A 23,762-nucleotide genomic window follows, 5' to 3' on the forward strand; every position below is an offset into this window, starting at 1 on the left:
TACCTTCACTCCTCATCAGGATAGACCCTAAGATAAGCACCAATAGAGTTGAATTTTTCTTTTAATTTCTCATATCCTCTGAATATATGTCCGGCATTGTGGACAATCGTTTCGCCTTCTGCAGCCATGCCAGCAATGACAAGGGCAGCAGCAGCTCTTATATCAGGAGCACTTATTTCGGCACCGCTGAGTTTTCGAGTTCCTTTGATGTGAGCTCTTCTGTCTTTAACCTTTATGTGGGCGCCCATCCTATTCATTTCATCAACATAGCCAAAGCGATTTTCGAAAACAAGCTCTTCTACGATAGAATCCCCTTCAATTGTGGAAAGCACCGCTGTAATAATTGGCTGCAAATCTGTTGGGAATCCAGGATAAGGTTCGGCGCTGACTTTAACAGGCTTTAGCTTGTTTAATACTTCCACTCTAACTGTATTATCACTTACAGTAACTTCTGCGCCCATTTTCTTCAAAGTGTCAAGCAGGGCTTTCAAATGATCGGGAATAACATTTTCAACAATAACATTGCCACGGGTTATGACGCCAGCAAGCAAGTATGTTCCGGCTTCTATCCTATCGGGGATTACACTGTACTCGCTTCCGTGGAGTTTTTTAACCCCTCTAATACGAATAGTATCTGTACCTGCACCACTAACGTTCGCGCCAGCCTTATTAAGGAAATTCTGGAGATCAACTATTTCTGGTTCCTCGGCGGCGTTCTTAATAACTATTTCGCTATCTTCCATCAACGAAGCGGTGGTCATCAGTTGCTCTGTTGCGCCAACGCTTTTAAAAGGCAATTCATATTCAACATGGCTGTCAAATTCAGCGGGTATTTCGCCAAAGACATCACCATGTTCTTCCACTATCTTCAAGCCAAAACGTTTTAAACCTTCGACGTGATAATCAACAGGCCTTTGTCCGATATTGCAACCCCCTGGCTTTCCCACTCTTGCCCAGCCACATGCCATAACCAATGGGCCGAACAGGTTAAACGATGCCCTCATCTTTCCTACCAGATCGTAGGGAACGTTCCCCAAAAGGATTTCTCCGGGTTCTATTTGCACTACTCCGTGCTCAAAAGTTACTTTTTTCCCTATTTTTTGGAGTATGGAGAGCATTGTATTAATATCTCTCAGTTCCGGTACATTTCTTATGACCACGGGTTCATCAATCATTACGGTTGCAGCAAGTATTGGAAGAGCCGCATTTTTCGCACCGCTAATTCTTACCGTTCCTTCAAGCTTTTTTTCACCAGACACAATTATTTGACTCAAAATTCTCCCTCCATAAAATAACCATTATCCACCAAAAAATCAATTAACTCAGAAATTGCTTCCTGAGAGATTCCGTAATAAACGGAAATAAATAATTCAGTGGATTCTCTACTTCCTAATATATTTGCCGATACCGTAATCAATTCTGCCAGAGATACAGCATTCCATTTCAACGATTTTTTTAAAGTTTCAGGAAGGTCATAATACCATTCAAATCCTATAGACCCCTCAAATTTTGGAACCAGGCTCCTTTCAGATGGTAGAAAAGATTCTATGGAGAACAGAGAGTTAAAACCGTTTTCTTGCGCTTCAAAGGCTTTCAAAAAGGCTCCATATAACTCTTTGCTTCCGGGTTTGTGTTTGATATTCTCACAGTAATAAACGAAATCAGATATCGATTTGCTCTTTATATATACATCGGAATGGGGGTTGGAAGATGACATATCTTTCAGGCTTTTCAGAACAGAACTACCAACCCATTCTAATTCTTTGCAGTCCACTTTATCGGGACTGTCTGCATCTGTATGATAGTACCGATCGGGCAGGTGACCCAGAAAAGGAGAGCTTATGCCAATGGCTGTAAAAGGGCAATGATCAGAACCTGCACTATATGGGATTCTATAAAAGCGTTTAATAGGTATTTCATCGCATCGGGGAATATTTTTCATGATGTTATATTCAAGCAGATAGTCATATCTCTTCGGTAAGATAGGCGGCGTTTCCGTAAGCAAAAAGGAAGAGCCTGTTTTATCCTGATTTTCCCCGACCATATCGAGATTGATTACCAAAAAGGGTAGATCATCTTCCCGCTTCATTTCAATAGCGTAAGGTGTGCTCCCAAGAAATTCAGGCACTAAAGAGATTTTTATAGGAGGAAACCCCTTTGCGGCTGATATTATTTCTGCAATTTCAAGTGCAAGTGCCGCTCCGCTGGCATTATCATTTGCACCCGGAGAAGGATGGCATAGATGGGCAATGATTAACACATAGGGGCTCTTCTTCTCTGTCAGGTCTATTTCTAGAATCTGTAACATTCCCTTCTCAACCATTGTCTCGACTGAAGCTTCTATTGATACCTGCCCTTTTTCCAGAAGCTTTTCTAATAAACGGTACTTCCTTTCAGAAAGAGAGAAGCCAAAAGCTCTATATTTGTAATCCTCTTTTGTATTGGGAATGCTCAGATAATTAACTACATCGAGGTTACTTTCGGGTTCACGGGCAATTTCCGGACATTGACCTCTCATATGACTCAGAAGAATGGCTTTTGCCCCTCCATTGATGACTGCATCTTCGAACACTCTTTTTGGAGTAGCTTTTGCCAGCACTGCTTTGCCCAAGTAATTCCCCTTACCTTTGTACACCACAAGAGGCAACTCGATCCAGCCATCAGTTGGTGCGCTGCCAAAAAGCAGTGCGGTGGGAGAATTCTTTAAAGATGTGATAAATTGCCTATATGGTTTCTTTAGCCAGAGTTCAGCCTTGATGGGCTCCCAGGCGAAGGTTGATCTGTAATTCCCAAATATTGATTCACCATCGCAGGGATATTCCTTAATTCGAATTGCATTTGATGGAACACCCGCATTTTTGAGATAAGAAACCAGTTTTACAAGTAATTCGCTGTATGACGCACTTCCGCGAGAGCGTGTAAATCCACTGATGAATTCAACAAGGGCTTTGGTTTTTTCGCCACTTATTTTCATTATGACCACCCATCTTCATTCTTAAAACTCTCTATCCTTACCTTTGCCCCGGGAATGAAGTAGCTTTTTAATCCTAAACCAAAAATGCTTTTTGAAAATATTGAAACATAAGAAAAGAGAAGCCTTGCAAATTTTTTATCCTTTATTAGCTGAACCTTTTCGGGGAAATTTCTTAAAAAGCTGTTCCGTAATCCAACGGCCATTACAAGATTTTCCAGAATAGGTTGAAGCTCACGGAGATATTTCTTGTTGAGCCCAGAATTCCTGTATTTAATGATAGATTTTGCAGCAACCATGCCTGAGTAAAGGGCATAGCTTATCCCTTCACCCGTCCAGCTATCAACAAGTCCTGCGCTGTCGCCAATTAACAGACACCCATCCATTAGTTCATTCGCTTTGTAAATAAAATCCAGCGAGAAATCCGGAATTGGAGTTACACGATAATCAATGTTTTCAGGTATTTCATACCGGGTTGATTTAAGATTATCCATTGATTTATAAAAAGACTGTTTACCTTCCGAATAAACACCAGAGCCTATCGAGGCTTTTTCAACACCCGGGAAATACCAGACATAGCCATTTTCGAAAAAAGTAAGCGAAGCCGCATTTGAAAGTTTTTTAGCTTTGAAATGAACTATGCTGGAATATTTCTGATGGAATTTATCTGTCAACAAGCTTAAACCAAATACACCTGCGGCGATGAGCACATAATCAGCGTGAAATTCGGTATTATCTGTCTTGACCTTGAAGAACTCGCTGCTTTTTTCTACTGCAATTGCCCGTTCCTTCTTGAATTCTAATCCAGATTCAATGGCGGCTTTCAGGAGTTCGCCGTCTAAAATGGATCTGGTGGTGATATAAAATATTGGATTTTTGAAAAGCAAGCTGCATACCTTCTTGGTTTGCCCATTTTTTCCATAATTTACCGCAAGCTTTCTCACGGGGTTTGCTTCCACTCGAGTACGAGGAAAGATTTTTTTAAGTAATCTTAAAGCTTTTGGCGTAAGGCCGCCTCCACAGCCTTTATCTTTATCGTAACCGAATTTGTCGATCAACAAGACCCTGGCACCGTTTTCAGAAAGGATTTTTGATGCCGCGCAACCTGCTGGACCAGCCCCGATTACTATGACATCATATCTCTCTACTTGCAATTATCTCCCTCCTGTACAATGAGATAACGACAAACATTTCCAGTAAAATCATGAAAAGGATCAGCAAAATACCCGCTCCCAAACCGAAGAATTTTCCAACAAAACCTATAATGTAACTGGAAAAAGTCGCTCCAAGGGATGCAGCAAAGGTAAAAGCGCTTACTGATATCTCAGCATCTAGCTTGCTGCCTCTTAGAAGTACTGCCTGTAATGTGGGGAACATAGCTGAAAATCCAAATCCCACTCCAAAAACCAACAAGCTCATTATAATACCGGATTTTGCGTACAAAACCCCAAGAAATGAAAAGAGGGATATACTGGTTAATATCAGCATAGATTTGCTATATCCCATCCTTTCAAGAAAAATCCCGGCGAGAAGGCGTCCTACCAGCAAGCCTAACCACAGCAGGGAAGGAAACAGGGCAGCTAATCTTAAATCCAATTCTTTGACATCATAAATGTACGCAGAAAGCCATGAAGAAAAACCCACTTCATAGCCCACATAAAGGAAGACGCCGATCATGATCAGCCAAAACACAGTATCCCTTTTACCGGAGCCTTTCACCATTTCAGGGTCTTCTATTTTTTTAGTAGGTCCCGCTTTTGCGGGAAGCAATCTTATGCTGAAGATAAATACAAAGGCATTGCTCAATCCTGCTATAAAAAATGGCATCCACCAATCGCTTTCGCTCTTCAAAAAAAGCGATACAAGCACAGGAGATAAAATCGCTCCAAGGGCGTATAAAGAATGCATCAAGTTCAGTATTGAGCCACGCCTTTCCTTCTCAATGATCGAAGCTCCCACGCCTGAATCAATTTCGAGCAAACCATTTCCAAAGTTCAAAAGAAGATAGGATGCAAAAAGCCAGAGAAATGCCCGGGCTCCTGTTATCAAAAAAAGCGCTACCGTATTAATTAGCATTGATAGTGTAAGCGATTTAAATGCCCCCAGTTTCTTTCCAAAAATCATTGTAAAAAATGCTGCCGAGAAAAAGCCAAGAGAAGATGTGGCGAGAATCAGACCCGCTTTTTCATGGTCTATGTTCAAACTCTTTTCAATAGCGGGAAGGGCGCTTCCAAAAGCTATCGCTGAAAACCCGAAGTTGAAAAATCCTCCCATCGTAGTGAACAAGAAAGTCTTTCGCATTTTTTTTGCCATTTTTTCCTCCTGCTATTCGCCGGGAATGTAAAGGTTAAAATCTTCAGCAAGGTTCTGAACCTCTCCGGCAGGCATTTTTGCGATCTTTGCACTGTCAAATCCAAAAAAGAGCAAATATACCGCGTCGGGAATAGCTGTCCTTATATAAGCGTCCTTTGAAAGCGTAATTGTGTAACCCGTTTCGAGCAAAGGCGCTTTGAGATAAAAAAACTTCTCATTAGATAGACCGGGCTTGAAATTTTTTTGGTAACTGTATTTGCTTTCTTCGGCGCTCTTTTTGAATCCTATCCAAACTTCCTTGCTTCCAGTAACAAAGACTCTAAAATACGGCCTTTCTGGATTTTCCTGCAATTCAGTTAAGATTATCCTTAAATCATTTTCTGTGTTTTCTATGAAGTTTCTTGCCACAAGATAATCCTCAATGGGGCCTCCCCCTGAAATAAGGCGTTTTATCGCTGTAATTTCAGAATTTGTCCTTTCTTCCAGTTGCTGGATATCTTCAATTGTTTTTGTTTTAAAAGCGCTCAATCTCTCGTTGACTTCATCGAGTCTTAATAAAGAGAGGACTGAAAAGACAAAGGAAATTATTATCGCAATGATCAAGAAAGTTCCAAAAATATTTTTTATGGAATTTTCAGGCATTCACTATCACCCTTTCGCCGCAGCAAAAAAAAGATGTTCGGCTCTTCCAAATAACTGCTCTTCCCTGCAAAATCTGTATTCCCATGCCAGAGCGTCATCAATGTTTCTCGCTAATTTTTCCTCATCGTAAGGTGCAAAAACTACCATTCCCGCAATATCTATAAGCTTAAATCCTGTTTTAGAAAGTAATACTTTGATATCATCAGGAAAGAAGGGTGTTGTATGAAAGTGAATGCGGCTAACTGAACTATCACCGATTAGAACTCTCTTATTTCGCATGAATTTCTCTGCATTTTTTGACTCAACATTGGACACAAAATCTTGCAGGAATGCAAAGGCGTTATCTACTGTGGCAACGAGCTTTCCCTCTGGTTTTAGAACTCTGTTTACTTCTGAAAGCAATTTCATGGGTGAATCGCAATAAGAAATAACATCGCCCATTGCCAGAACAGCGTCGAAATAATCTTTTTCGAATGGGAGAGCCTCACCTTTCGCCTTCATGAAATCAATCTTCACCTCATTTAAATGGGCTTTCATTTTTGCAACTGACAGCATTTTCTCTGATGGGTCTATAGCCACAACATTCATACCTTTTTTGGCTAAATCGATTGCCCAGCGCCCTGTACCGGTCCCTAAATCAAGAATTCTTCCATTTATTCTTTGATCTGATATGAGTAGTTCCAAAAGCATATGATAAAGAACCCAATAGGGCTCTTCATACATGTAATCATACTTGCTGGCTATCTCGTCGTAATATTCCCATGATCTATGCAAAATATCACCCTTTCACAAGATTTTTCCCTTCTTTTTTTGCTTTGTAACATAGATCATCCGCTATTCTAAGGATTTCCTCACGAGAAAAAATATTGGGTGAGGGATAGGAAACAACACCAAAGCTCCCTGTAACTGATGCTTTAGTATAAGCCTCTTCAAGTGATTTCCGCAAACGCTCAGCAAAGACCATTGCCCCGGTATGCGTAGTGCAAGGAAGAAGAAAAACGAACTCTTCACCGCCATAGCGACAAATGATATCAGTTTCTCTGGCATTCTTCCAAAAAATCTTGGCGACCATCTTCAATACTTCATCACCAACTTTATGACCATAATTGTCATTTACTTTCTTGAAATCATCAAGGTCACAGAAGATAAGTGAAAATACCTCGCCAGTCCTATTTGATCTGGAAAATTCCTCTTTAAATCTCTCTTCGAAGTACCATCTCGTATATAAACCCGTAAGCTCATCCCTGATAGCCATTCTATACCTGCTGAAGTTCAAAAGGACAAGCTCTACTATCGGTTCCAGATAAGCCATTAAGTCATAAAATTTTTGAATAGTAAGGTCATCCACCCTTTGGTCGGGATTATACAGCTCAAGCTTCGCTTTATATTTTTTGCCAACATAAAAGCTATAAGAAACATAAAAAGGCTCAAAGCTATATGTAATTCCAAAATCCGGGATTTCTTCTGTTCCGAAATAAAATGTTTCCGTATTGTCGCTTCCAAATTCGAATTTGCCCACACTAGCAGGAAATTCCTCCATAAGACTTTTGAAAATTATTTGGGCAAGGTCGTTAAAATTTTCGGCATCTGCAAAGGAAAGAACGACGGCCATCAAGCGTCCAATAAACCTCAAAGATTCATTTGCATTGAATGTGGATCTTTCCAGAACAGCTAAAAGCTCTTTGTTTACTCCGGCATTTTCAAGATTTATCTTCATCTGTTTCACGAGATCAATAAAAGCTTTCTTTTGGAGAAAATGCGTTCTCAATTTATGTGAAAGACTATCCATACCCGAAGCATCATACAAAAATGCAGCAAATCTCATATAACGCAATGTATCTTTCTGAATATCAAGCTTATTTGACGCCAAGCCAAGGGCATGATAGAGCTGGGCTTGTGAAAGGAGCATTCTCCTTTGGCGCGAATAAACAAGCTGCTCAATCAAAAATTTCCTGAAGTCTTCCAGAAATTCCCCGGGCAGGATTTGAGCTAAAAACAAAAGAGTTTCTTCTATGTAAAAACGCATGCTCTTTCGGTATTCTTTGAAAAGCTCATATGACTTTATCGGGTCTTCAAGCCCGATATTAACAATTTCGAGAAACCTTCTTTCATCGTTTTCAATATATTCGATCTTTACGAGCTTTTCGGAGATACTTTTGATTTTTTCAATATTACCGCCAATAATGTGAAATAGAATTCTGAGCACATCGGCAAAATATCTCTTTGAAAGTACCCTTGAATCTTTTGTTTTTCTGAAGATATCTTCATACTCAGCGATATATTTTTCAAATTCAGTGTGATTTCCATCGTACACAGCCGCAAGAGCCTTGAATTCAAAAAACCTTGACTTTATCTCCGGGCTCTTCGATGTCTGGATATAACCGCTGATTTTTCCCATCAGCTTATTGAGAGATATTTTTTCGCCACAAGCCAGGTAACTATATGCTAAATTAATCGCAATAAAAGCCGCCGTCTCGTGGTCGCCTATTTCCGTGGCTTCATCGATCGCCCTGAGTTTTAACTCTTCAGAATAGGCTTTGAAATCCTCTTCATAATAAAGGCTCAAGTTGTTGTGAAGTTTTGAAATCCAATCTTTGATGTTGAACTCACTGGCAATTTTTAAAGCTAGCTCAATAAACTTTTTGAATTTCGGAGGTTCTTTAATGTTGTAGTACCTTGCAAAAAGGTTCAAAACAGCTACTTTCAATCGCGCATATTGCGGGGAAATTGGCTTCAACTTCTTGTTTAGCCTTTTCAGATTTTCTATGTTCAACCTGGAAAGGCTCATGATATTTTTCGTGTCAATTTGAAAGAACTCAAGAACAATCTTTTGGTATTCAGTAGATGCCTGCTTTAGCTTCTCACGAAGAAGTTCGGAAAAATGCTGCTCGTCAAGATTAATTTCAATCATTCTCAAGAAATTCATGCAGTCAACATGAAATTTCCCTTTGAGCCATTTTTCTATAAGCCTCCCCTTTGTAATCTTTTCAAAATCAAGGGCTTTGATACGTGCTTTCAAGCTCATACTAGCCCAGCTTTCAAATCCCAATATATCATCAATAACCTGTATTTCTTTCAGCAGTTTATCCTTTGGAAGCCATTCATAATATCTTTTTCTTGCATGCCATAATAGGGCTGCTGCAAAGGCTCTTTTTGAACAACCACTGTTTTCGAAATGAAACTTCACTGCTTCCGTTAAATCTCTTTGGAGAGCCAGACTGAGATGATCTTTTCCCATTAATCTTGCATTTTCAAAAAATTCTTTCCAGCAATCGTCCTCAAAGTGAAGAACGCCGTTATCCAGCCATAAAACTCCCTCAGCTTTTGCAGTTTCGACAGCTTCCGTTATTTGATCTTTTGAATATTTATCCCCAAAAATAGATAACGCTTCGGAAAGCAAAAAGCGTTTTCCGAGGGCGGAGATTTCAGCGAGTATCTTTGTCGTCATCTCTTTCATGCAATCACCCCAAAAAATTTTACCCTAAATATGCAAATAAAAAAAATCTATTGTATGCGGAAATATTAATAAATGAATCAGACCCAATTGAAAGTAGAAGAACTCATCAGCATGATAAAATTAAAGGATAAATAATCCAGGGGAGATCAAATTCGCCTGAAAAATCGCTCAAAAGTTCCCGCTTTCTGGTATTTTGAATTTAATTGCGTGAAAGAAGTTTGTACGGACTCGCAACACTTATTCTGGAACAGAACTTGACTTGAATTTTCTGATGAGAAAGTTGTGGAGTTATTTGTTAATTATTTCACAATATAAGCGAAAAAGATATTTTATAATCAATCCCGAAAAAGAGAGAGCTTTTTTGATATAATCCTTTCAGAGTGGTGATAAACTTGTCAGAAGCATTGTATAGAAAATACAGGCCCCATAATTTTGACGAGATAGTTGGACAGGAGCAGGTCAAGCAAATATTAAAAAGCGCTATCGCCAATGGCGATATAGCGCATGCTTATATATTCTATGGCCCGAGGGGTACAGGCAAAACGACAACGGCGAGGATTCTGGCGAAAGCCATTAACTGTGCTGCTGAAAATTTAGCCGAAAGGCCTTGCGGCACATGCGACTCCTGCAAAGCGATAGATAGCTCAAGCCACATGGATGTAATTGAAATTGACGCCGCTTCTTATAGGGGAATTGACGAAGTGCGCAAAATCAGAGACGCAGCATCATATAGACCAACAATGGGACATTATAAGGTCTATATTGTCGACGAATTTCATATGCTTACGCGCGAAGCATTTAACGCCCTGCTAAAAACGCTCGAAGAACCACCTGAACATATTCTTTTCATCTTGGCTACAACAAACCTTGAAAAAGTACCTGAAACAGTTCTTTCACGTTGCCAGATTTTCACTTTTAAACCTTTTAACCTCGCTCAAATAATAGAATACTTAAAAAGAATATTGACCAGCGAAGGCAAGGAATTTGACGAGGAAGGTCTTCGCCTGATAGCACTAGCTGCCAATGGCGGTATGCGAGATGCGGTGAATTTGTTGCAAAGAGTCCTGGTTTTTTCAGGAAAGGCCATCGAAAACGATGTGAGGAACGTTTTAGGAATCTTACCTTCCGATGTGGTGGAAAAGTACATCTCCGCTCTTCTTTCCACGGATTTCAACCAGCTGATGGAAATCTCAAAGGAGATGTCTACATTGGGTTACGGTCATGAAGCTTTACTCGATCAAGCCATCGAAATGGTTAAAAACAAGGTTTTTTCAAACGCTTTGGATGTTAAAACAGCTGCTTCGCTTGTTAAATTGCTGTGGGAAATATCAAGAGAGCTTAGATTTTCTGACGATAAAAGAAGGGCTTTTGAAACGCTAAACATTGTTAAAACAGATGAATTTAGGATTTTGCAGGAAAAAGCACCCAAAAACAGCGTACAAATCCTTTATAAAGGAAGAGATGTTGATAAACCAAAAGATTCCATGACAATTTTACAAAAGGAACAGCCCAGGGCTGAAGAAAGTGAAGATAAGCTCGCGGGATTTCTGGAAACCCTTTTCAGCAAAAATCACATTCTTTCATGGACGCTGTTGAAACTATCCAGAATGTCGCTTCAAGAATTTTCAAAGGGCAAGAGGCTTATAGTGAGCTTTTCGCATGATAATAGCCTCGCAGAAGCCATTATGAGGGAACGCTTTGAAGCTATAAGTGATCTTGTAAAAAGCGAATTAGGAGTGGATTTAGAGTTGGCCACTCAAGAGATCAAAGCGAGCAAAAAGAGCAGCGATGCCCTCGCAAAACTCCCGCCCGAGCAGCAAGCTTATATGAAGAGGATAATGTCTTTATTCGATAGTGTAGAAGTTGAAGTGGAGGAGGAAGAAAATGGCCAAGAAGATTAAGGGATTTGGCGGAAGGAGTTATGGGCAGAGGTCCAAAAAAAGCGGGAACCTGAATGAATTGCTCAAGCAAGCACAAAAAGCGCAGGAACAGATGGAAAACTTGGAGGAAACTTTCAAAGAAATAGAAATAACAGCGACCGCCGGCGGTGGAGCAGTCACAGTCGTTGCAACCTGCGATTACAAGATAAAGTCTATTGAGATCGACGACGAAATAAAGGACGAAGAATTTGAGATAGTGCAAGACCTTATCGTCGCTGGTGTAAATGAAGCGCTGGAAGAAATTAAGAAGCGTAGAGATGAGGAGTATGCAAAAGTCACAGGTTCAATGGGATTGCCGGAAGACATTATGTGAGAGTTCATGTATATAGGAGGTGTTGAAAGTGAAAGTAGCTATTAACGGATTCGGAAGGATAGGCAGACTGGTTTTCAGAGAAATGATTAAAAGAGGCAACTTCGATGTCGTAGCAATCAACGATTTGACCGATGCAAAAACCCTGGCACATCTTCTCAAGTATGATAGTGTTCACGGAAAATTTAATGGAACAGTTGAAGCCACGGATGATGCAATCGTTGTGAATGGTAAGGAAATCAAAGTATTTGCCGAAAAAAATCCAGGAAATTTGCCCTGGAAAGACCTTGGTGTTGAAATAGTTATCGAGTCAACAGGCGTTTTCAGAAACAAAGAAAAGGCGTTACCCCATATCGAAGCTGGTGCAAAAAAAGTTTTGATAACTGCTCCCGCAAAAGGCGATGTTGATGCAACAGTTGTTCTTGGTGTAAATGAAGACATTCTAAAATCGGAACATACTGTCATTTCAAACGCTTCCTGTACTACAAATTCAATCGCCCCTGTTATCAAAGTACTAAATGACAACTTCAAAGTACTTAAAGGTTTCTTGACAACAATACACGCTTACACCAACGACCAGAGAATTCTTGACCTTCCACACAAGGATTTGAGAAGGGCCAGAGCTGCAGCTGCAAATACGATTCCAACTACAACAGGTGCTGCCAAAGCCGTAGGTGTGGTTATCCCGGAATTGAAAGGCAAACTGGATGGTATAGCCGTAAGGGTCCCAGTTCCAGATGGTTCTATTACAGACCTTACAGTCGTTGTTGAGAAGGAAACCACCGCTGAAGAAGTCAACGCTGTTATGAAAGAAGCCAGCGAAACCTATCTCAAAGGTATTCTCGGCTACAACGAAGAACCCATAGTTAGTTCCGACATAGTTGGATCAAGTTATTCAGGTATCTTTGATGCTACGCTCACCTATGTGAGTGGAAACCTCGTGAAGATTTGCTCCTGGTACGACAACGAATATGGTTACAGCTGCAGAGTTGTTGATTTGGCTGAAAAGATAGCAAACATGTAACACTTTGATTTGGGGCCTTTAATGGCCCCATTTTATCAATTTTATTCCGGGAGGAATGGTTATGAAGAGAAAGCTTACCATAAAAGATGTGGAACTTAAGGGAAAGCGCGTACTTATGCGTGTCGATTTCAATGTACCTTTGAACAAAGAAACAGGAGAAGTTTCTGACGATACACGAATAAGAGCTGCCCTGCCCACTATCAAGTACGCTCTGGAACAGGGAGGTAAGGTAATACTCTTGTCTCACCTTGGGAGGCCAAAGGGTGTCAAAGACTCGAAATATAGCCTTAAGCCTGTGGCAAAAAGGCTAGAAGAACTGCTTGGACACCATGTTTCCTTTGTTGACGATTGCATCGGAGAGGGTGCTCACAAAGTTGTAGAAGCCATGAAAGATGGAGAAGTTGTGCTTCTTGAAAACGTAAGGTTCTATAAAGAGGAAAAAGACAACAACCCCGAATTCGCAAAAGCATTGGCTTCTCTTGGTGATATCCACGTAAACGACGCTTTCGGGACTGCCCATAGGGCGCATGCTTCTAATGTAGGAGTTGCAAGTTATCTTACGAGTGTAGCGGGCTTTCTCATGGAAAAAGAAATCCTGATGCTCGGGAAAGCCGTTCAAAGCCCTGAACACCCTTATGTTGTAATACTTGGAGGCGCGAAAGTATCAGATAAGATCGGGGTAATTACAAATCTTTTGGAGAAAGCCGATAGAATATTAATAGGCGGAGCAATGATGTTTACTTTCCTCAAAGCCCTTGGTAAGGAAGTAGGGGACTCCCTGGTTGAAGAGGACAAAATAGAATTGGCAAAGGATATTCTCAGAAGTGCCAGGGAAAAGGGCGTTGAGTTTGTTCTCCCTGTGGATACGGTGATTGCTCAGAAGATCGAAGCCGGCGCAGAGAAAAAGACTGTTTCAGTAGACGAAGGTATCCCCTCTGGCTGGAAAGGCCTGGATATCGGTCCAAATACCATAGCCCTGTTTAAAGAGAAGCTTAGCGATGCCAAAACAGTTGTATGGAATGGACCAATGGGCGTTTTTGAAATCGATGATTTTGCAACAGGCACCGAAGAAATCGCGAAAACGCTTGCCACACTGGAAAGAGCAGACACGATAATTGGCGGTGGCGACAGCGCTGCGGCAATTAATAAATTCAATCTCGCCGATAAAGTAAGCCATGTTTCAACCGGTGGCGGTGCATCCCTTGAAATGTTGGAAGGCAAAGAACTTCCCGGCATAGCCAGCATAGCAGAGGAGGTTATAAAAAAAAACGTAAAGTAGTCATTGCTGGAAACTGGAAAATGAACAAAACTCCCACTGAGGCGAAGCTCTTTGCAGGAGCTCTCGCAGCGTCGATAGGTATGGAAGATTCTCTGGAAGTGGTTGTTTGCCCCCCGAGTATCGACATCCCAGCTGTTATAGATGTGCTGAAAGACACAAAAATCAAAGTCGGCGCTCAGAACATTTATCCAAAAGAAAGTGGAGCTTTTACAGGAGAAATTTCCACGACAATGTTAAAAGACCTTGGCGCAGAGTATGTCATTGCAGGGCATTCTGAAAGGCGCCACATTTTTGGAGAAAGCAATGCACTTATAAATGAAAAAATCAAATTTGCACTAAAAGAAAATCTTACACCGATATTCTGCATCGGCGAAACCCTTGAAGAAAGAGAAGCCGGGAGAACTTTCGATGTTCTAAGAGATCAGATTATCGAAGGCTTGAGAGAAATAAATACCGATGAAGTGTTAAGAATAATCGTTGCTTATGAACCGGTATGGGCAATTGGAACCGGGAAGGTAGCGACACCTGAACAGGCTGATGAAGCAATGGGATATGTAAGAAAACTTATCGGTGAACTTTATGGCCAGGATGTTTCCGATCAGATGGTAATCCTTTACGGAGGAAGCATCAAACCCGAAAACTTCGACAGCCTTATAAAAATGGAGAACATCGATGGCGGCCTTGTTGGAGGCGCTAGCTTGAAGGAGAGTTTTATCGAACTTGTGAAAATCGCGAAAAAATATCTTTAATTCCGATACAAGGGGGCCTGATAGGTCCCCTTTAATCCATTTATCATTTGTCAATTGCCATCGAAGTAGTATAATGGTTAGTGATTCAATTTGCTTAAGCGTTTTATAAGTCATTAGTTTAGAACAAGAATGGCAAACTTATTCGATAATCATTAAATCATTACATTGTGATGATTATGGGGGTGTCTGGATGAATATGATCGAAGAGCTTGAACTTGTTATAGACAAAATGGTCGATGAATTCAATAAGCTAAAAAAGGAAAATGAACAGCTTTGGACACAATTGGAGGCCGCTGAAAAGCAAAAGGAAGAACTCCAGGTAAGGGTAAAAGAGTTGGAGTTAAGACTAGAAACCGAAGAAAAGACCATAGAAGAATTGATTAAGAGGATCCGGGGAAACTTAGAGAAGCACGAAGGTTAGGAGGCTATTTTTTATGAAAAGGCCTGTGGTTCTTAAACTTGGGGAAAGAGAATATAAATTCATCACAAATGAACCTCAAAGCATTGTTGACAGGGTTTTCAATGAAATCATTCAGGAATTTGGTATCCTTGAAAAAGAGGTTGAAAAGGTCGGGATGGATAACGTTCTGGTGGCTATGTTAGTAAACATGACCACAGATTTTATTAAAGCACAAAATGAGCTTCAAAGACTCAAAGAGAAATATAATGAAGTTTTGAAGGATCACTATAAAGGACGTGGGAGGATTGCAAAGGATTAAAATCGGCGTATATGACTCAGGAGTAGGCGGACTCACTGTATTAAAGCAGCTTCTCAAAAAAATCCCTTATGGGATTGATTTTTTTTATTTCGCTGATACAGCGAGATTGCCATATGGTTCCAAGCCACAGGAAATGGTGCGTGGCTTTGTTTTCGAGATATTTGATTTTTTCAGGCATCTAAATGTCGATGCCATTGTAACAGCTTGCAATACTACAGATTCGTTGTTGACAGAAACGGAAAAGAAAAGTTTATGGATCCCATTCTTCAGTATTATAGAGCCTGCTGTCAGATATTTGAGAGACAGTATTTCCGGCAAAAACTCCGTCGCTATAATAGGAACAGAGGTTACAGTGAAACGCTCGGTTTATTTAAGAAAACTCATAATAGACGGGAATATCTCCAGGATTTCTCAAAAGGCGTGCCCGTTATTTGTACCCCTTGTTGAAGAAGGATTAAGCGATAGCGAATTAACAGAACGGGTCGTTGCATATTATCTCAAAGAGATAAAGGCTTTTTCGCCTGATTTTCTCATTTTAGGCTGTACCCACTATTCATACCTGAAAAATGCAGTCAGTAAGTATCTTGGAAATAAAACTCAAATAGTTGACCCAGCAGAACACGTTTCAGGACAGGTAATTGATTGGATTGGAGAAATTGGGGACACAAATAAATCCCGCATTTCATTTTATGTAACTGGTAGTGCGGAAGATTTTAAAAGGAAGGCTACCTTTCTTCTGGGATCCAATGGTGAACTCAAAGTTAACCATGTCGATCTCGAAAGATTAGGAGAAATCATCAATCTATGAGGTGTTCTTATGGCTGAACGAAATCTTATATTGCTGACAGGCATGTCCGGGGCTGGAAAAACTTCCGCTCTCAAATTCCTTGAAGATTTCGGCTTTTTCAGCGTGGATAATGTTCCTCCTGCCGTTTTCCATGATTTTTATGAAATATTGAAGCGAAAGGAAATGGACAATCTCGCAGTCGTAGTCGACATAAGGGCAATATCCAATTTCAAAAGCGCTGAAGCTTTCATAGCGGAAATTCAAAAAGCGAAAGAAAATTTAGATGACGTAACGATAAAGATTATTTTCCTGGATGCAGATGATGAAATCATCAAATACAGATATGGAAAAACACGACGGGCTCACCCATTGATGAAAGAATACACTCTGGCTGAAGCAATTCGCAAAGAACGCGAAATGATGAAACCGTTGATGGATATTGCCGATGAAATAATCAACACATCTAATATGGATACAAAAGAAATGCATGAGCGCTTGCTCGATTCAATAAAAAGGGAATTGAGCAAAATTCCTCCTATTCGTGTGATTATTGAAAGTTTTAGCTATGTCAATGGCGTCCCCCAGGATGCAAATCTCGTCTTCGATGTGCGTTTTTTGCCAAACCCGTATTATATTGCAGGACTGTCTGAATTAACAGGAAAAAATAGAGAGATCGGCGAATTTCTCGAAAAATTTGAGCGAATGGGAGAATACCTCTCGGTAATAAAAAAGGTAAGCGACATTACAATCGAAGAGTTCAGCTTGAGCGGCAGAAATCAGATCAAAATCGCTGTTGGCTGCACAGGTGGAAGGCACCGATCTGTATATATAGCTGAAAAATTATACGAAACCATGCAGCTGGAAAGTCGTAATGTTTCGCTGATTCACAGAGAGTTACGCAAAGACGGTGAGTGATTTTTATGAGCTTTGCTGATAAGATTAAGGATGAACTTTGCCACTTAAGCATCGATAACGATATGGAAGCGCGAGCGGAATTTCTGGGCTATGTAAAATCCAGAGGTTCTATAAGAATAAGTAATGCAAAAAAATACCTCGCGATTTCTTTGAATTCTATTTCAAGCCTTAAAAGGCTATATACCCTGTCCAAGAAGCTTGAGATCTTTCCGGTTAAAACAAGCATCACTGAAGAAACGCGATTGAAGCATAGACGTGGTGGAGAAATTTTGTACTCTTTCGATGGAGTTTACGATTTTCTCGAGAGCCTTGGCATTTCTATTTTAAGTGACGATTTACCAGATTTTGTGAGAGATGATCCTGCTTACTTTGGTGCCTTTATGAGGGGTTTGTATCTGGCTGGCGGTTCTATTGTAGATCCTTCGAGGGGTTATCATCTGGAAATATCTCTTGATACTACAAGAAACTTTGTCATGAATTTAATCACGCATCTGGCAAATTCCTTGAATATCAAGGCAGGATATGTAGAGGTTGGAAATAAATACAAGGTATACATTAAAGCCTCCAGGGAAATTGTTGAGTTGCTTTCGCTTATAGAAGCTTCCAGAGCAGTATCTGTCTTATTGAAAGCTGTGGAAGTGAGGCAGATCCGTGGTAATGTAAGCAGAACGCTAAATTTCATCACAGCCAATGCCAATAAGTCTGGCCAGGCAATGGCAAGACACGTAAAAGCAATAAGAACCATTGAAGAAAAGCTTGGGTTGGACAGTTTGCCAGATGAACTCGAAAAACTTGCAAAACTCAGGCTTGAATACGAAGAACTCAATTTAAGAGAACTCGGAGAGCTTATGGACCCACCTATGAGCAAATCAGCAGTGTTTAACAGGTTAAGGAAACTGCAAAAAATAGCCGAGAAATTGGAGGAGGAAAAATGAAGTGTCCCTTTTGCGGAAGCGATTTAACCAGAGTGATTGATACCAGGACGACCGATGGTGGAACTGTTGTTCGACGAAGAAGGGAATGTGAGGATTGCAACGGACGTTTCACCACCTATGAAAGGTTTGAGCAAAGACCCATATTCGTAGTAAAAAAAGACGGGCGCCGGCAACGTTTTGATCGCCAGAAAATTTTGTCTGGTATCATAAAAGCCTGTGAAAAGCGGCCTATAACCCTTGAAGAAATGGAAGAAATGCTCACCGAAATTGAACACGAGGTTCAGAAACTAGGTAATTCAGAAGTTTCCACGCTGCAAATCGGTGAACTGGTTATGAAGAAGCTCAAATCAAAAGACAGGGTAGCATATGTTAGATTCGCTTCTGTTTACAAAGAATTCAGAGACCTTGACCATTTTATGGATATAATAAGTGAATTGAAAGATGAGTTTAAAGCAAAGAACCATTTGGGAGGGATATAAATGACGAAAAGGGAAGTAATCTATCTCACAAAAGAAGGCTATGAGAACTTGAAAAAGGAACTCGAGACGCTTCGCAAGAAGCTCATGTATGAAATCGCTGAAAGAATTAAAGAAGCAAGAGAATTGGGCGATTTAAGTGAAAACAGCGAGTATGACGAAGCAAAAAATGAACAGGGCAAAATCGACAGCAGAATCAAGCAGCTTGAAGAAATCCTCAACAACGCCGAAATAATAGAAGACAACGGTGATAATTCAATAGTGCGGATTGGAAGTAAAGTTCTGCTTGAAAATCTAGAAAGCAAAGAAACCATGGAAATCAGGCTCGTCAACACGCACGAAGCAAATATTTTTGAAAACAAAATTAGCATAGATTCGCCTATTGGAAAAGCCTTACTGGATAGACGCGTTGACGAAGAGCTCATGGTAAGAGCTCCTTCTGGTAACATCAAATACAAAATCCTTGCAATATCCAAATGATGGAGGCTTAGGAAAATGAATGAAGAGATCAGGCAACAAAAAATACAGAACATCACTGAACTGAGGGAACTTGGCATAGAACCTTATCCATATAGGTTCAACAAAACCCACTCAGCCTCAAAAGTTAAAGAGGAATTTGATTATCTCGAAGCTTCTGAAACAAAGGAAGATGTTGTCCTTTCAACAGCCGGAAGGGTAATGGCATTACGACATCACGGCAAATCTGCTTTCTTTGTTTTGAAAGACGATACAGGGAGAATACAGGCTTATATTCGAAAAGATTCCGTAGGTGATGAGAATTTCAAGGTCTTCAAGAAGCACGTAAGCCTTGGGGATTTTGTGGGAATTGAAGGGTTTCCCTTCAGAACGCATACCGGAGAAATGTCCATTTTCGTTCATAGATTCGAAATCCTCTCAAAAGCAATTAGAATGCTCCCGGAAAAATGGCATGGGTTGAAAGACAAAGAAATCATTTACAGACAGCGTTATGTTGAAATGCTCTCCAGCGATGAGGCTCTGGAAAGGTTCAAAAAGAGATTCGAGCTTTTGAGGCTAATAAGGGAGTTTCTCAATCAAAGGGGATTTGTTGAAGTAGAAACGCCTGTATTGCATTCAGTTACCGGTGGCGCTTCTGCAAGGCCTTTTATCACCCATATAAATGTTTTTGATGTCGATATGTACATGCGAATTGCGGAAGAGCTTTATCTAAAACGTTATCTTGTAGGCGGTTTTGAAAAAATCTACGAAATAGGAAAAAATTTCAGAAACGAAGGGATTTCTTATAAGCATCACCCGGAATTTACCATGATGGAGATATATCAAGCATATGCAGATTATGGCGACATGATGGAATTAACAGAAGCCCTAATAAGCTCTGTTGTCGAAAAGCTAACCGGAGGGACAGTTATTAAATACCAGGGAAAAGAAATCGACTTTTCAAGGCCCTGGCGCAAAGTGAAGATGAAGGATTTCATAAAAGAACGCCTCGGTGTGGATATTCTTGAAGACAGCGATGAAGAGCTTCTTGAAGTGTTGCAAAGCCATGATAATGTACCTGAAATCAAGGAAAGAGGGCATTTGATTGAAAAATTGTGGGATCTTGTCGAAGACGAACTCGTAAATCCAACCTTCGTGCTGGAACACCCGGTAATCATTTCGCCTCTTGCGAAGAAACATCGTAATGACCCCCGTGTAACTGAGCGTTTTGAGCTAGTGATAAATGGTATGGAATGTGCTAACGCTTTCAGCGAATTGAATGATCCCATCGAACAGCACAAGAGATTTCTCCACCAGGCTGGATTAAGAGATGCTGGTGATGCGGAAGCACATATGATGGATATGGATTTTATAAGAGCTCTCGAATACGGAATGCCTCCTACAGGTGGACTGGGAATCGGCCTGGATAGGATATTGATGTTCATAACCGACTCGCCGAACATAAGGGATATAATTCCCTTCCCGCTTGTGAGGCCCGTGAGCTTTGCGGAAGAGGAAATTGCAGCCGAACAGGCTTCTGAGAGCGAAAAGGAGGAATGATATGAGCCTCTATGATAGCATTCAATCGGAAATTAAAACCGCTATGAAAGAAAAAGACCATGTGAAGCTCAACACTCTGAGATCGATTGTGGCATCTATCAAGAATTTTCTTGCTTCTTCAGCCGAAGCCAGAGAAAAAGGTGTTACAGATGAAATAGTGCAGAATATTGTACTGAAAGAAGCTAAAAAGCGCGAAGAATCAATCAATGCATATAAGGCAGCCGGCAGGGAGGAGCTTGCGGCTGCTGAAGAAGCCGAACTTAACATACTCAAAAAATTCATGCCCAGCATGCTGTCTGAGAATGAAATAAGGAAATTGGCTATTGAAGTCATAGATGAAATAGGTGCTTCAAAGCCATCCGATCTGGGAAATGTAATGAAAGAACTCATGCCCCGAGTAAAGGGAAAGGCCGATGGAAAGACCGTTAATCGGATTGTGCGAGAACTCCTTGAAAGCAGGTAAGTGAATGAAAGTCGATGTACTAATTGCTGAAATTGGTAGTACCACAACGGTAATTTCAGCTTTTGCGTCCGATGCCTCCGGGAAATTAAGGTTTCTTTCTCAAGGCGAGCATTACACCACCGTAGATGCCGGTGATGTAACTATCGGGATTGAAAAAGCGATTTCAATCCTCAAAAAGCGATTAGCTGTTAACTCACTTGATTGGAATATGTTCCTTGCCACAAGTAGTGCGGCTGGAGGGCTGAAAATGACAGTCCATGGCCTTGTTTATGATATGACTGTGAAGGCCGCCCGTGAAGCCGCTTTAGGAGCAGGCGCTGTAATAAAGTATGTATCAGCTGGAAAATTAAGCAGCAGGGATCTGGAACATATTGTCGAAGTTGACCCAAGAGTGATTCTCCTTGCTGGCGGTGTCGATTATGGAGAGCGGGAAACAGTTATACACAATGCAAAACTTCTTTCTGAGCTTCCTCTAAGCATACCGGTGATCTACGCGGGAAATATTGCGGCCACGGAAACAGTAACGGAGATATTGACATCTGCTGGAAAGACTGTTCATATAGCTGAAAACGTTTATCCACGGATTGATCAGCTGAATGTGGAACCTACTCGCGAGATCATAAGAAAGGCTTTCGCTGAAAATATTATCAAGGCACCCGGCATGGAGAGAATTTATTCGGTTGTTGATAAAAATGTAATTCCCACTCCCGCGGCTGTTATGCTAACTACCGGGTTGATTGCCGAACACTATGAGGATGTTCTCGTAGTTGATATTGGAGGCGCTACCACTGATGTTGATTCCTACACACAGGGTGACCCGGAAATTCAGAAAATGTTAGTTGCACCCGAACCTCTTGCCAAGCGCACCGTTGAAGGAGATTTAGGGGTGTTCGTTAACGCCAGGCATGTTATAGATCACATAGGAGAGCACCAGCTTCGTTCTGAATTTGCAGATTATGATGATTTACTGAGCAGCATCTCCCCTTATCCAAAAGACAGGAGATCTGAGGAATTTATCGCGAGGCTCGCCAAGTATTGCTTTGAGACTGCTATTAGAAGGCATGCAGGGAGGATTAGGCAGCTCTATGGACCTACCGGGCGCATAGAAGTTGCAGAAGGAAAGGATCTCACGGCAATAAAACTGCTTCTGGGAACAGGTGGTGTTTTGACGCGTTCACATTTCAGGGAGAAGATAATGGGCTCTGTTAAAAATCTTGCCCGAAAACACATAAAGGAATTACTCCCAAGGTCTGACGTGAAACTGGGATATGATAAAAACTATATTTTTGCTGCAATAGGTGTCCTTTCGAAGATTGACAGAGCGCTTGCGATGGATTTAATTGAGGATGACCTTTGCTTTTTAGCTAAATGAGAAAACTTGACACCATTTTTCTTGAGTGTTAGAATTCTACTGTAAGCGGGTGTAGCTCAGCTGGTAGAGCATCAGCTTCCCAAGCTGAGGGTCGCGGGTTCGAGTCCCGTCGCCCGCTCCACAAAAAAGCGCGCTTTTTGCGCGCTTTGTTTTTTCGGCGGGAACTATTATTGGCTGTATTTTCTCAATAAATCCGTTAAGGCTTCTCTAAGGAGAGCAGATTCGGTCTTTTTCAACCGGTTTGCCAGCCTAGAGAGTTTCTCAAGCTGAGACTTTGGATAATAGCTTGATTTCAGAGACATCTTTTGTTTACCCTCAGCGGGAGCAAAGATCATTCTGTTTCGTCCCTGCTTTTTTGCTGTAAACATCCCATCTTCAAGAACATGAATCAAGCCATCGACACTTGAAGCGCTTCTGGGGATGTCAGCCACAGCACCTGATACCGTAAATTTAATTAAATGTTTGCCACACTCGAGTTCCACCTTTTCGATTTGCTTCCTGACATCTTCCAGTTCCATCAGCAAAGTTTCCGCTGTATGCTCTGTGCTCATTACAAAGAATTCATCGCCTGCTCTTTCAATGATCATACCATCCGGTAAACTCTCTCTAAGGATGTCATCAATGAATTTGATTACTTCATCTCCGCATTTTCTGCCATAATTCTCATTGATGTTGTAGAAGTTGTCGATATCCAGATTCCCCACAGCAAGACTGCCCGAAGCATGTGCCCTGTCAAATATTTCCCTTATTTTTTCAAAGGGTGTTGGCATTTTTCGACTCCTCCTTTTCGTATGATGTCAATATAATTATATACATATATGTATATTTATATATTACGCAGTTATGATATATGTTACTTTTTCTTGAATATTACTTATGAATTCTCGAGGGTATAGTGAAGCAGAATGGTATTAGATGAAAGCTTTTTAATCTCTGAAAGCTTTAAAGAAAGGTCTCGCTTGCTAAATTGAAAGTGCACTTCTCCACTGAGAAAGAGGGGTTCAATGGTCAGGAATATGTCCGTTACAAGACCTTTCTCCAAAAACAGGGAGTAAATTTGAGGGCCACCGATTACGGCTATGTTATCGTAACCGAGTTTATGAATGTGGTCAATAAGCGTTTCTGGATTCATATCTGTGATAATTAGATTTTCCGATGAAATCTTTTCATATAACCAGGGCTTTCTGCTCATTACCACATTCAATCTACCCGGGAGAGGAGTGTAATTGAGAGTTTCAAAGGTTTTCCTACCCATTATCACAACTCCCATTTTGAGTGTAATTTGCTTAAAAAATCCTTTGTCTTCACTTGAAGACCAGTCCACCGAATGCTCTTTTTTCCTTGAAAGGACGCCGTTTACACTCATCACTGCTATGATGGCAACTTTCGGCATG

At 40.9% G+C, this 23,762-nt stretch carries 24 protein-coding genes and 1 tRNA gene; 16 read left to right on the top strand and 9 right to left on the bottom strand.

The window, feature by feature from the left end:
• Nucleotides 1-5: 5 nt before the first annotated feature.
• Genes murA through AT15_RS00575 form a run of 7 tightly spaced genes read right to left on the bottom strand, consistent with a single transcriptional unit; the run spans nucleotide 6 to nucleotide 9,383 of the window.
• Nucleotides 6-1,274: a UDP-N-acetylglucosamine 1-carboxyvinyltransferase gene (murA, locus tag AT15_RS00545; protein WP_068345315.1), complete on the bottom strand. Its 1,269-nt coding sequence runs from the start codon at nucleotides 1,272-1,274 to the stop codon at nucleotides 6-8.
• A complete protein-coding gene (locus AT15_RS00550; RefSeq protein ID WP_068345317.1) occupies nucleotides 1,271-2,974 on the bottom strand; it encodes a DUF4910 domain-containing protein in 1,704 nt (567 codons plus the stop codon). Before AT15_RS00550 ends, murA begins: the two co-directional genes overlap by 4 nt.
• Nucleotides 2,974-4,125: an NAD(P)/FAD-dependent oxidoreductase gene (locus AT15_RS00555; RefSeq protein WP_068345319.1), complete on the bottom strand. Its 1,152-nt coding sequence runs from the start codon at nucleotides 4,123-4,125 to the stop codon at nucleotides 2,974-2,976. Before AT15_RS00555 ends, AT15_RS00550 begins: the two co-directional genes overlap by 1 nt.
• Complete coding sequence (locus AT15_RS00560) at nucleotides 4,106-5,284, bottom strand: MFS transporter (protein ID WP_084251364.1); 1,179 nt, start codon at nucleotides 5,282-5,284, stop codon at nucleotides 4,106-4,108. The genes AT15_RS00555 and AT15_RS00560 overlap by 20 nt, the downstream gene beginning before the upstream one ends.
• A gap of 12 nt (nucleotides 5,285-5,296) precedes the next feature.
• Nucleotides 5,297-5,926, bottom strand: coding sequence for a hypothetical protein (locus AT15_RS00565; RefSeq protein ID WP_068345321.1), 630 nt, complete (start codon nucleotides 5,924-5,926; stop codon nucleotides 5,297-5,299).
• Nucleotides 5,927-5,932: 6 nt separating this feature from the next.
• Nucleotides 5,933-6,700 (bottom strand): class I SAM-dependent methyltransferase, encoded by a 768-nt coding sequence (locus AT15_RS00570; RefSeq protein WP_084251365.1) that lies wholly within the window; start codon nucleotides 6,698-6,700, stop codon nucleotides 5,933-5,935.
• Nucleotides 6,701-6,704: 4 nt separating this feature from the next.
• Nucleotides 6,705-9,383, bottom strand: a complete 2,679-nt coding sequence (locus AT15_RS00575; RefSeq protein WP_068345322.1) for a GGDEF domain-containing protein — start codon at nucleotides 9,381-9,383, stop codon at nucleotides 6,705-6,707.
• A 392-nt stretch (nucleotides 9,384-9,775) separates the two neighbouring features.
• On the opposite strand from AT15_RS00575, the gene dnaX reads away from it, so the two are divergent.
• The 16 genes from dnaX to AT15_RS00655 all read left to right on the top strand — a co-directional run bounded on the left by dnaX (nucleotide 9,776) and on the right by AT15_RS00655 (nucleotide 22,489).
• A complete protein-coding gene (dnaX, locus tag AT15_RS00580; RefSeq protein ID WP_068345323.1) occupies nucleotides 9,776-11,284 on the top strand; it encodes a DNA polymerase III subunit gamma/tau in 1,509 nt (502 codons plus the stop codon).
• Nucleotides 11,268-11,636, top strand: coding sequence for a YbaB/EbfC family nucleoid-associated protein (locus AT15_RS00585; protein WP_068345324.1), 369 nt, complete (start codon nucleotides 11,268-11,270; stop codon nucleotides 11,634-11,636). The genes dnaX and AT15_RS00585 overlap by 17 nt, the downstream gene beginning before the upstream one ends.
• 28 nt (nucleotides 11,637-11,664) lie before the next feature.
• Nucleotides 11,665-12,657, top strand: coding sequence for a type I glyceraldehyde-3-phosphate dehydrogenase (gene gap / locus AT15_RS00590; protein ID WP_084251366.1), 993 nt, complete (start codon nucleotides 11,665-11,667; stop codon nucleotides 12,655-12,657).
• A gap of 61 nt (nucleotides 12,658-12,718) precedes the next feature.
• The gene (locus tag AT15_RS00595) at nucleotides 12,719-13,936 is read left to right on the top strand and encodes a phosphoglycerate kinase (RefSeq protein ID WP_068345326.1); all 1,218 of its coding nucleotides are present in this window, start codon (nucleotides 12,719-12,721) and stop codon (nucleotides 13,934-13,936) included.
• A gap of 20 nt (nucleotides 13,937-13,956) precedes the next feature.
• Nucleotides 13,957-14,685 (top strand): triose-phosphate isomerase, encoded by a 729-nt coding sequence (tpiA, locus tag AT15_RS00600; protein WP_068345330.1) that lies wholly within the window; start codon nucleotides 13,957-13,959, stop codon nucleotides 14,683-14,685.
• A 190-nt stretch (nucleotides 14,686-14,875) separates the two neighbouring features.
• Complete coding sequence (locus tag AT15_RS00605; RefSeq protein ID WP_068345332.1) at nucleotides 14,876-15,106, top strand: hypothetical protein; 231 nt, start codon at nucleotides 14,876-14,878, stop codon at nucleotides 15,104-15,106.
• 13 nt (nucleotides 15,107-15,119) lie between these two features.
• Nucleotides 15,120-15,404: a cell division protein ZapA gene (locus AT15_RS00610; protein WP_068345335.1), complete on the top strand. Its 285-nt coding sequence runs from the start codon at nucleotides 15,120-15,122 to the stop codon at nucleotides 15,402-15,404.
• Complete coding sequence (gene murI, locus AT15_RS00615) at nucleotides 15,391-16,212, top strand: glutamate racemase (protein ID WP_068345336.1); 822 nt, start codon at nucleotides 15,391-15,393, stop codon at nucleotides 16,210-16,212. The genes AT15_RS00610 and murI overlap by 14 nt, the downstream gene beginning before the upstream one ends.
• Nucleotides 16,213-16,221: 9 nt before the next feature.
• A complete protein-coding gene (rapZ, locus tag AT15_RS00620) occupies nucleotides 16,222-17,106 on the top strand; it encodes an RNase adapter RapZ (RefSeq protein ID WP_068345337.1) in 885 nt (294 codons plus the stop codon).
• A 5-nt stretch (nucleotides 17,107-17,111) separates the two neighbouring features.
• Nucleotides 17,112-18,041, top strand: coding sequence for a DNA-binding protein WhiA (gene whiA, locus AT15_RS00625; RefSeq protein ID WP_068345338.1), 930 nt, complete (start codon nucleotides 17,112-17,114; stop codon nucleotides 18,039-18,041).
• On the top strand, nucleotides 18,038-18,520 hold the full coding sequence (gene nrdR, locus AT15_RS00630; protein ID WP_068345339.1) for a transcriptional regulator NrdR: 483 nt from the start codon (nucleotides 18,038-18,040) through the stop codon (nucleotides 18,518-18,520). Before whiA ends, nrdR begins: the two co-directional genes overlap by 4 nt.
• Nucleotides 18,521-18,997 carry a transcription elongation factor GreA gene (gene greA, locus AT15_RS00635; protein ID WP_068345342.1) on the top strand — a complete coding sequence of 159 codons (477 nt, stop codon included), beginning with the start codon at nucleotides 18,521-18,523 and terminating at the stop codon, nucleotides 18,995-18,997. It begins immediately after the preceding gene.
• 15 nt (nucleotides 18,998-19,012) lie between these two features.
• Nucleotides 19,013-20,533 carry a lysine--tRNA ligase gene (gene lysS, locus AT15_RS00640; RefSeq protein ID WP_068345344.1) on the top strand — a complete coding sequence of 507 codons (1,521 nt, stop codon included), beginning with the start codon at nucleotides 19,013-19,015 and terminating at the stop codon, nucleotides 20,531-20,533.
• A 1-nt stretch (nucleotide 20,534) separates the two neighbouring features.
• Complete coding sequence (locus tag AT15_RS00645) at nucleotides 20,535-20,996, top strand: GatB/YqeY domain-containing protein (RefSeq protein WP_068345346.1); 462 nt, start codon at nucleotides 20,535-20,537, stop codon at nucleotides 20,994-20,996.
• Nucleotides 20,997-21,000: 4 nt separating this feature from the next.
• Nucleotides 21,001-22,368, top strand: a complete 1,368-nt coding sequence (locus AT15_RS00650; RefSeq protein WP_068345348.1) for a GlmL-related ornithine degradation protein — start codon at nucleotides 21,001-21,003, stop codon at nucleotides 22,366-22,368.
• A 45-nt stretch (nucleotides 22,369-22,413) separates the two neighbouring features.
• Nucleotides 22,414-22,489 (top strand) — tRNA-Gly (locus AT15_RS00655).
• 46 nt (nucleotides 22,490-22,535) lie between these two features.
• Here AT15_RS00655 and AT15_RS00660 read toward each other — a convergent pair.
• Both AT15_RS00660 and AT15_RS00665 read right to left on the bottom strand, forming a co-directional pair.
• Nucleotides 22,536-23,138: a diguanylate cyclase gene (locus AT15_RS00660; RefSeq protein WP_068345350.1), complete on the bottom strand. Its 603-nt coding sequence runs from the start codon at nucleotides 23,136-23,138 to the stop codon at nucleotides 22,536-22,538.
• A 104-nt stretch (nucleotides 23,139-23,242) separates the two neighbouring features.
• A complete protein-coding gene (locus AT15_RS00665; RefSeq protein WP_068345355.1) occupies nucleotides 23,243-23,761 on the bottom strand; it encodes a dihydrofolate reductase family protein in 519 nt (172 codons plus the stop codon).
• Nucleotide 23,762 lies beyond the last annotated feature (1 nt).

This window comes from Kosmotoga arenicorallina S304 (assembly GCF_001636545.1).
Lineage (GTDB): Bacteria > Thermotogota > Thermotogae > Petrotogales > Kosmotogaceae > Kosmotoga_B > Kosmotoga_B arenicorallina.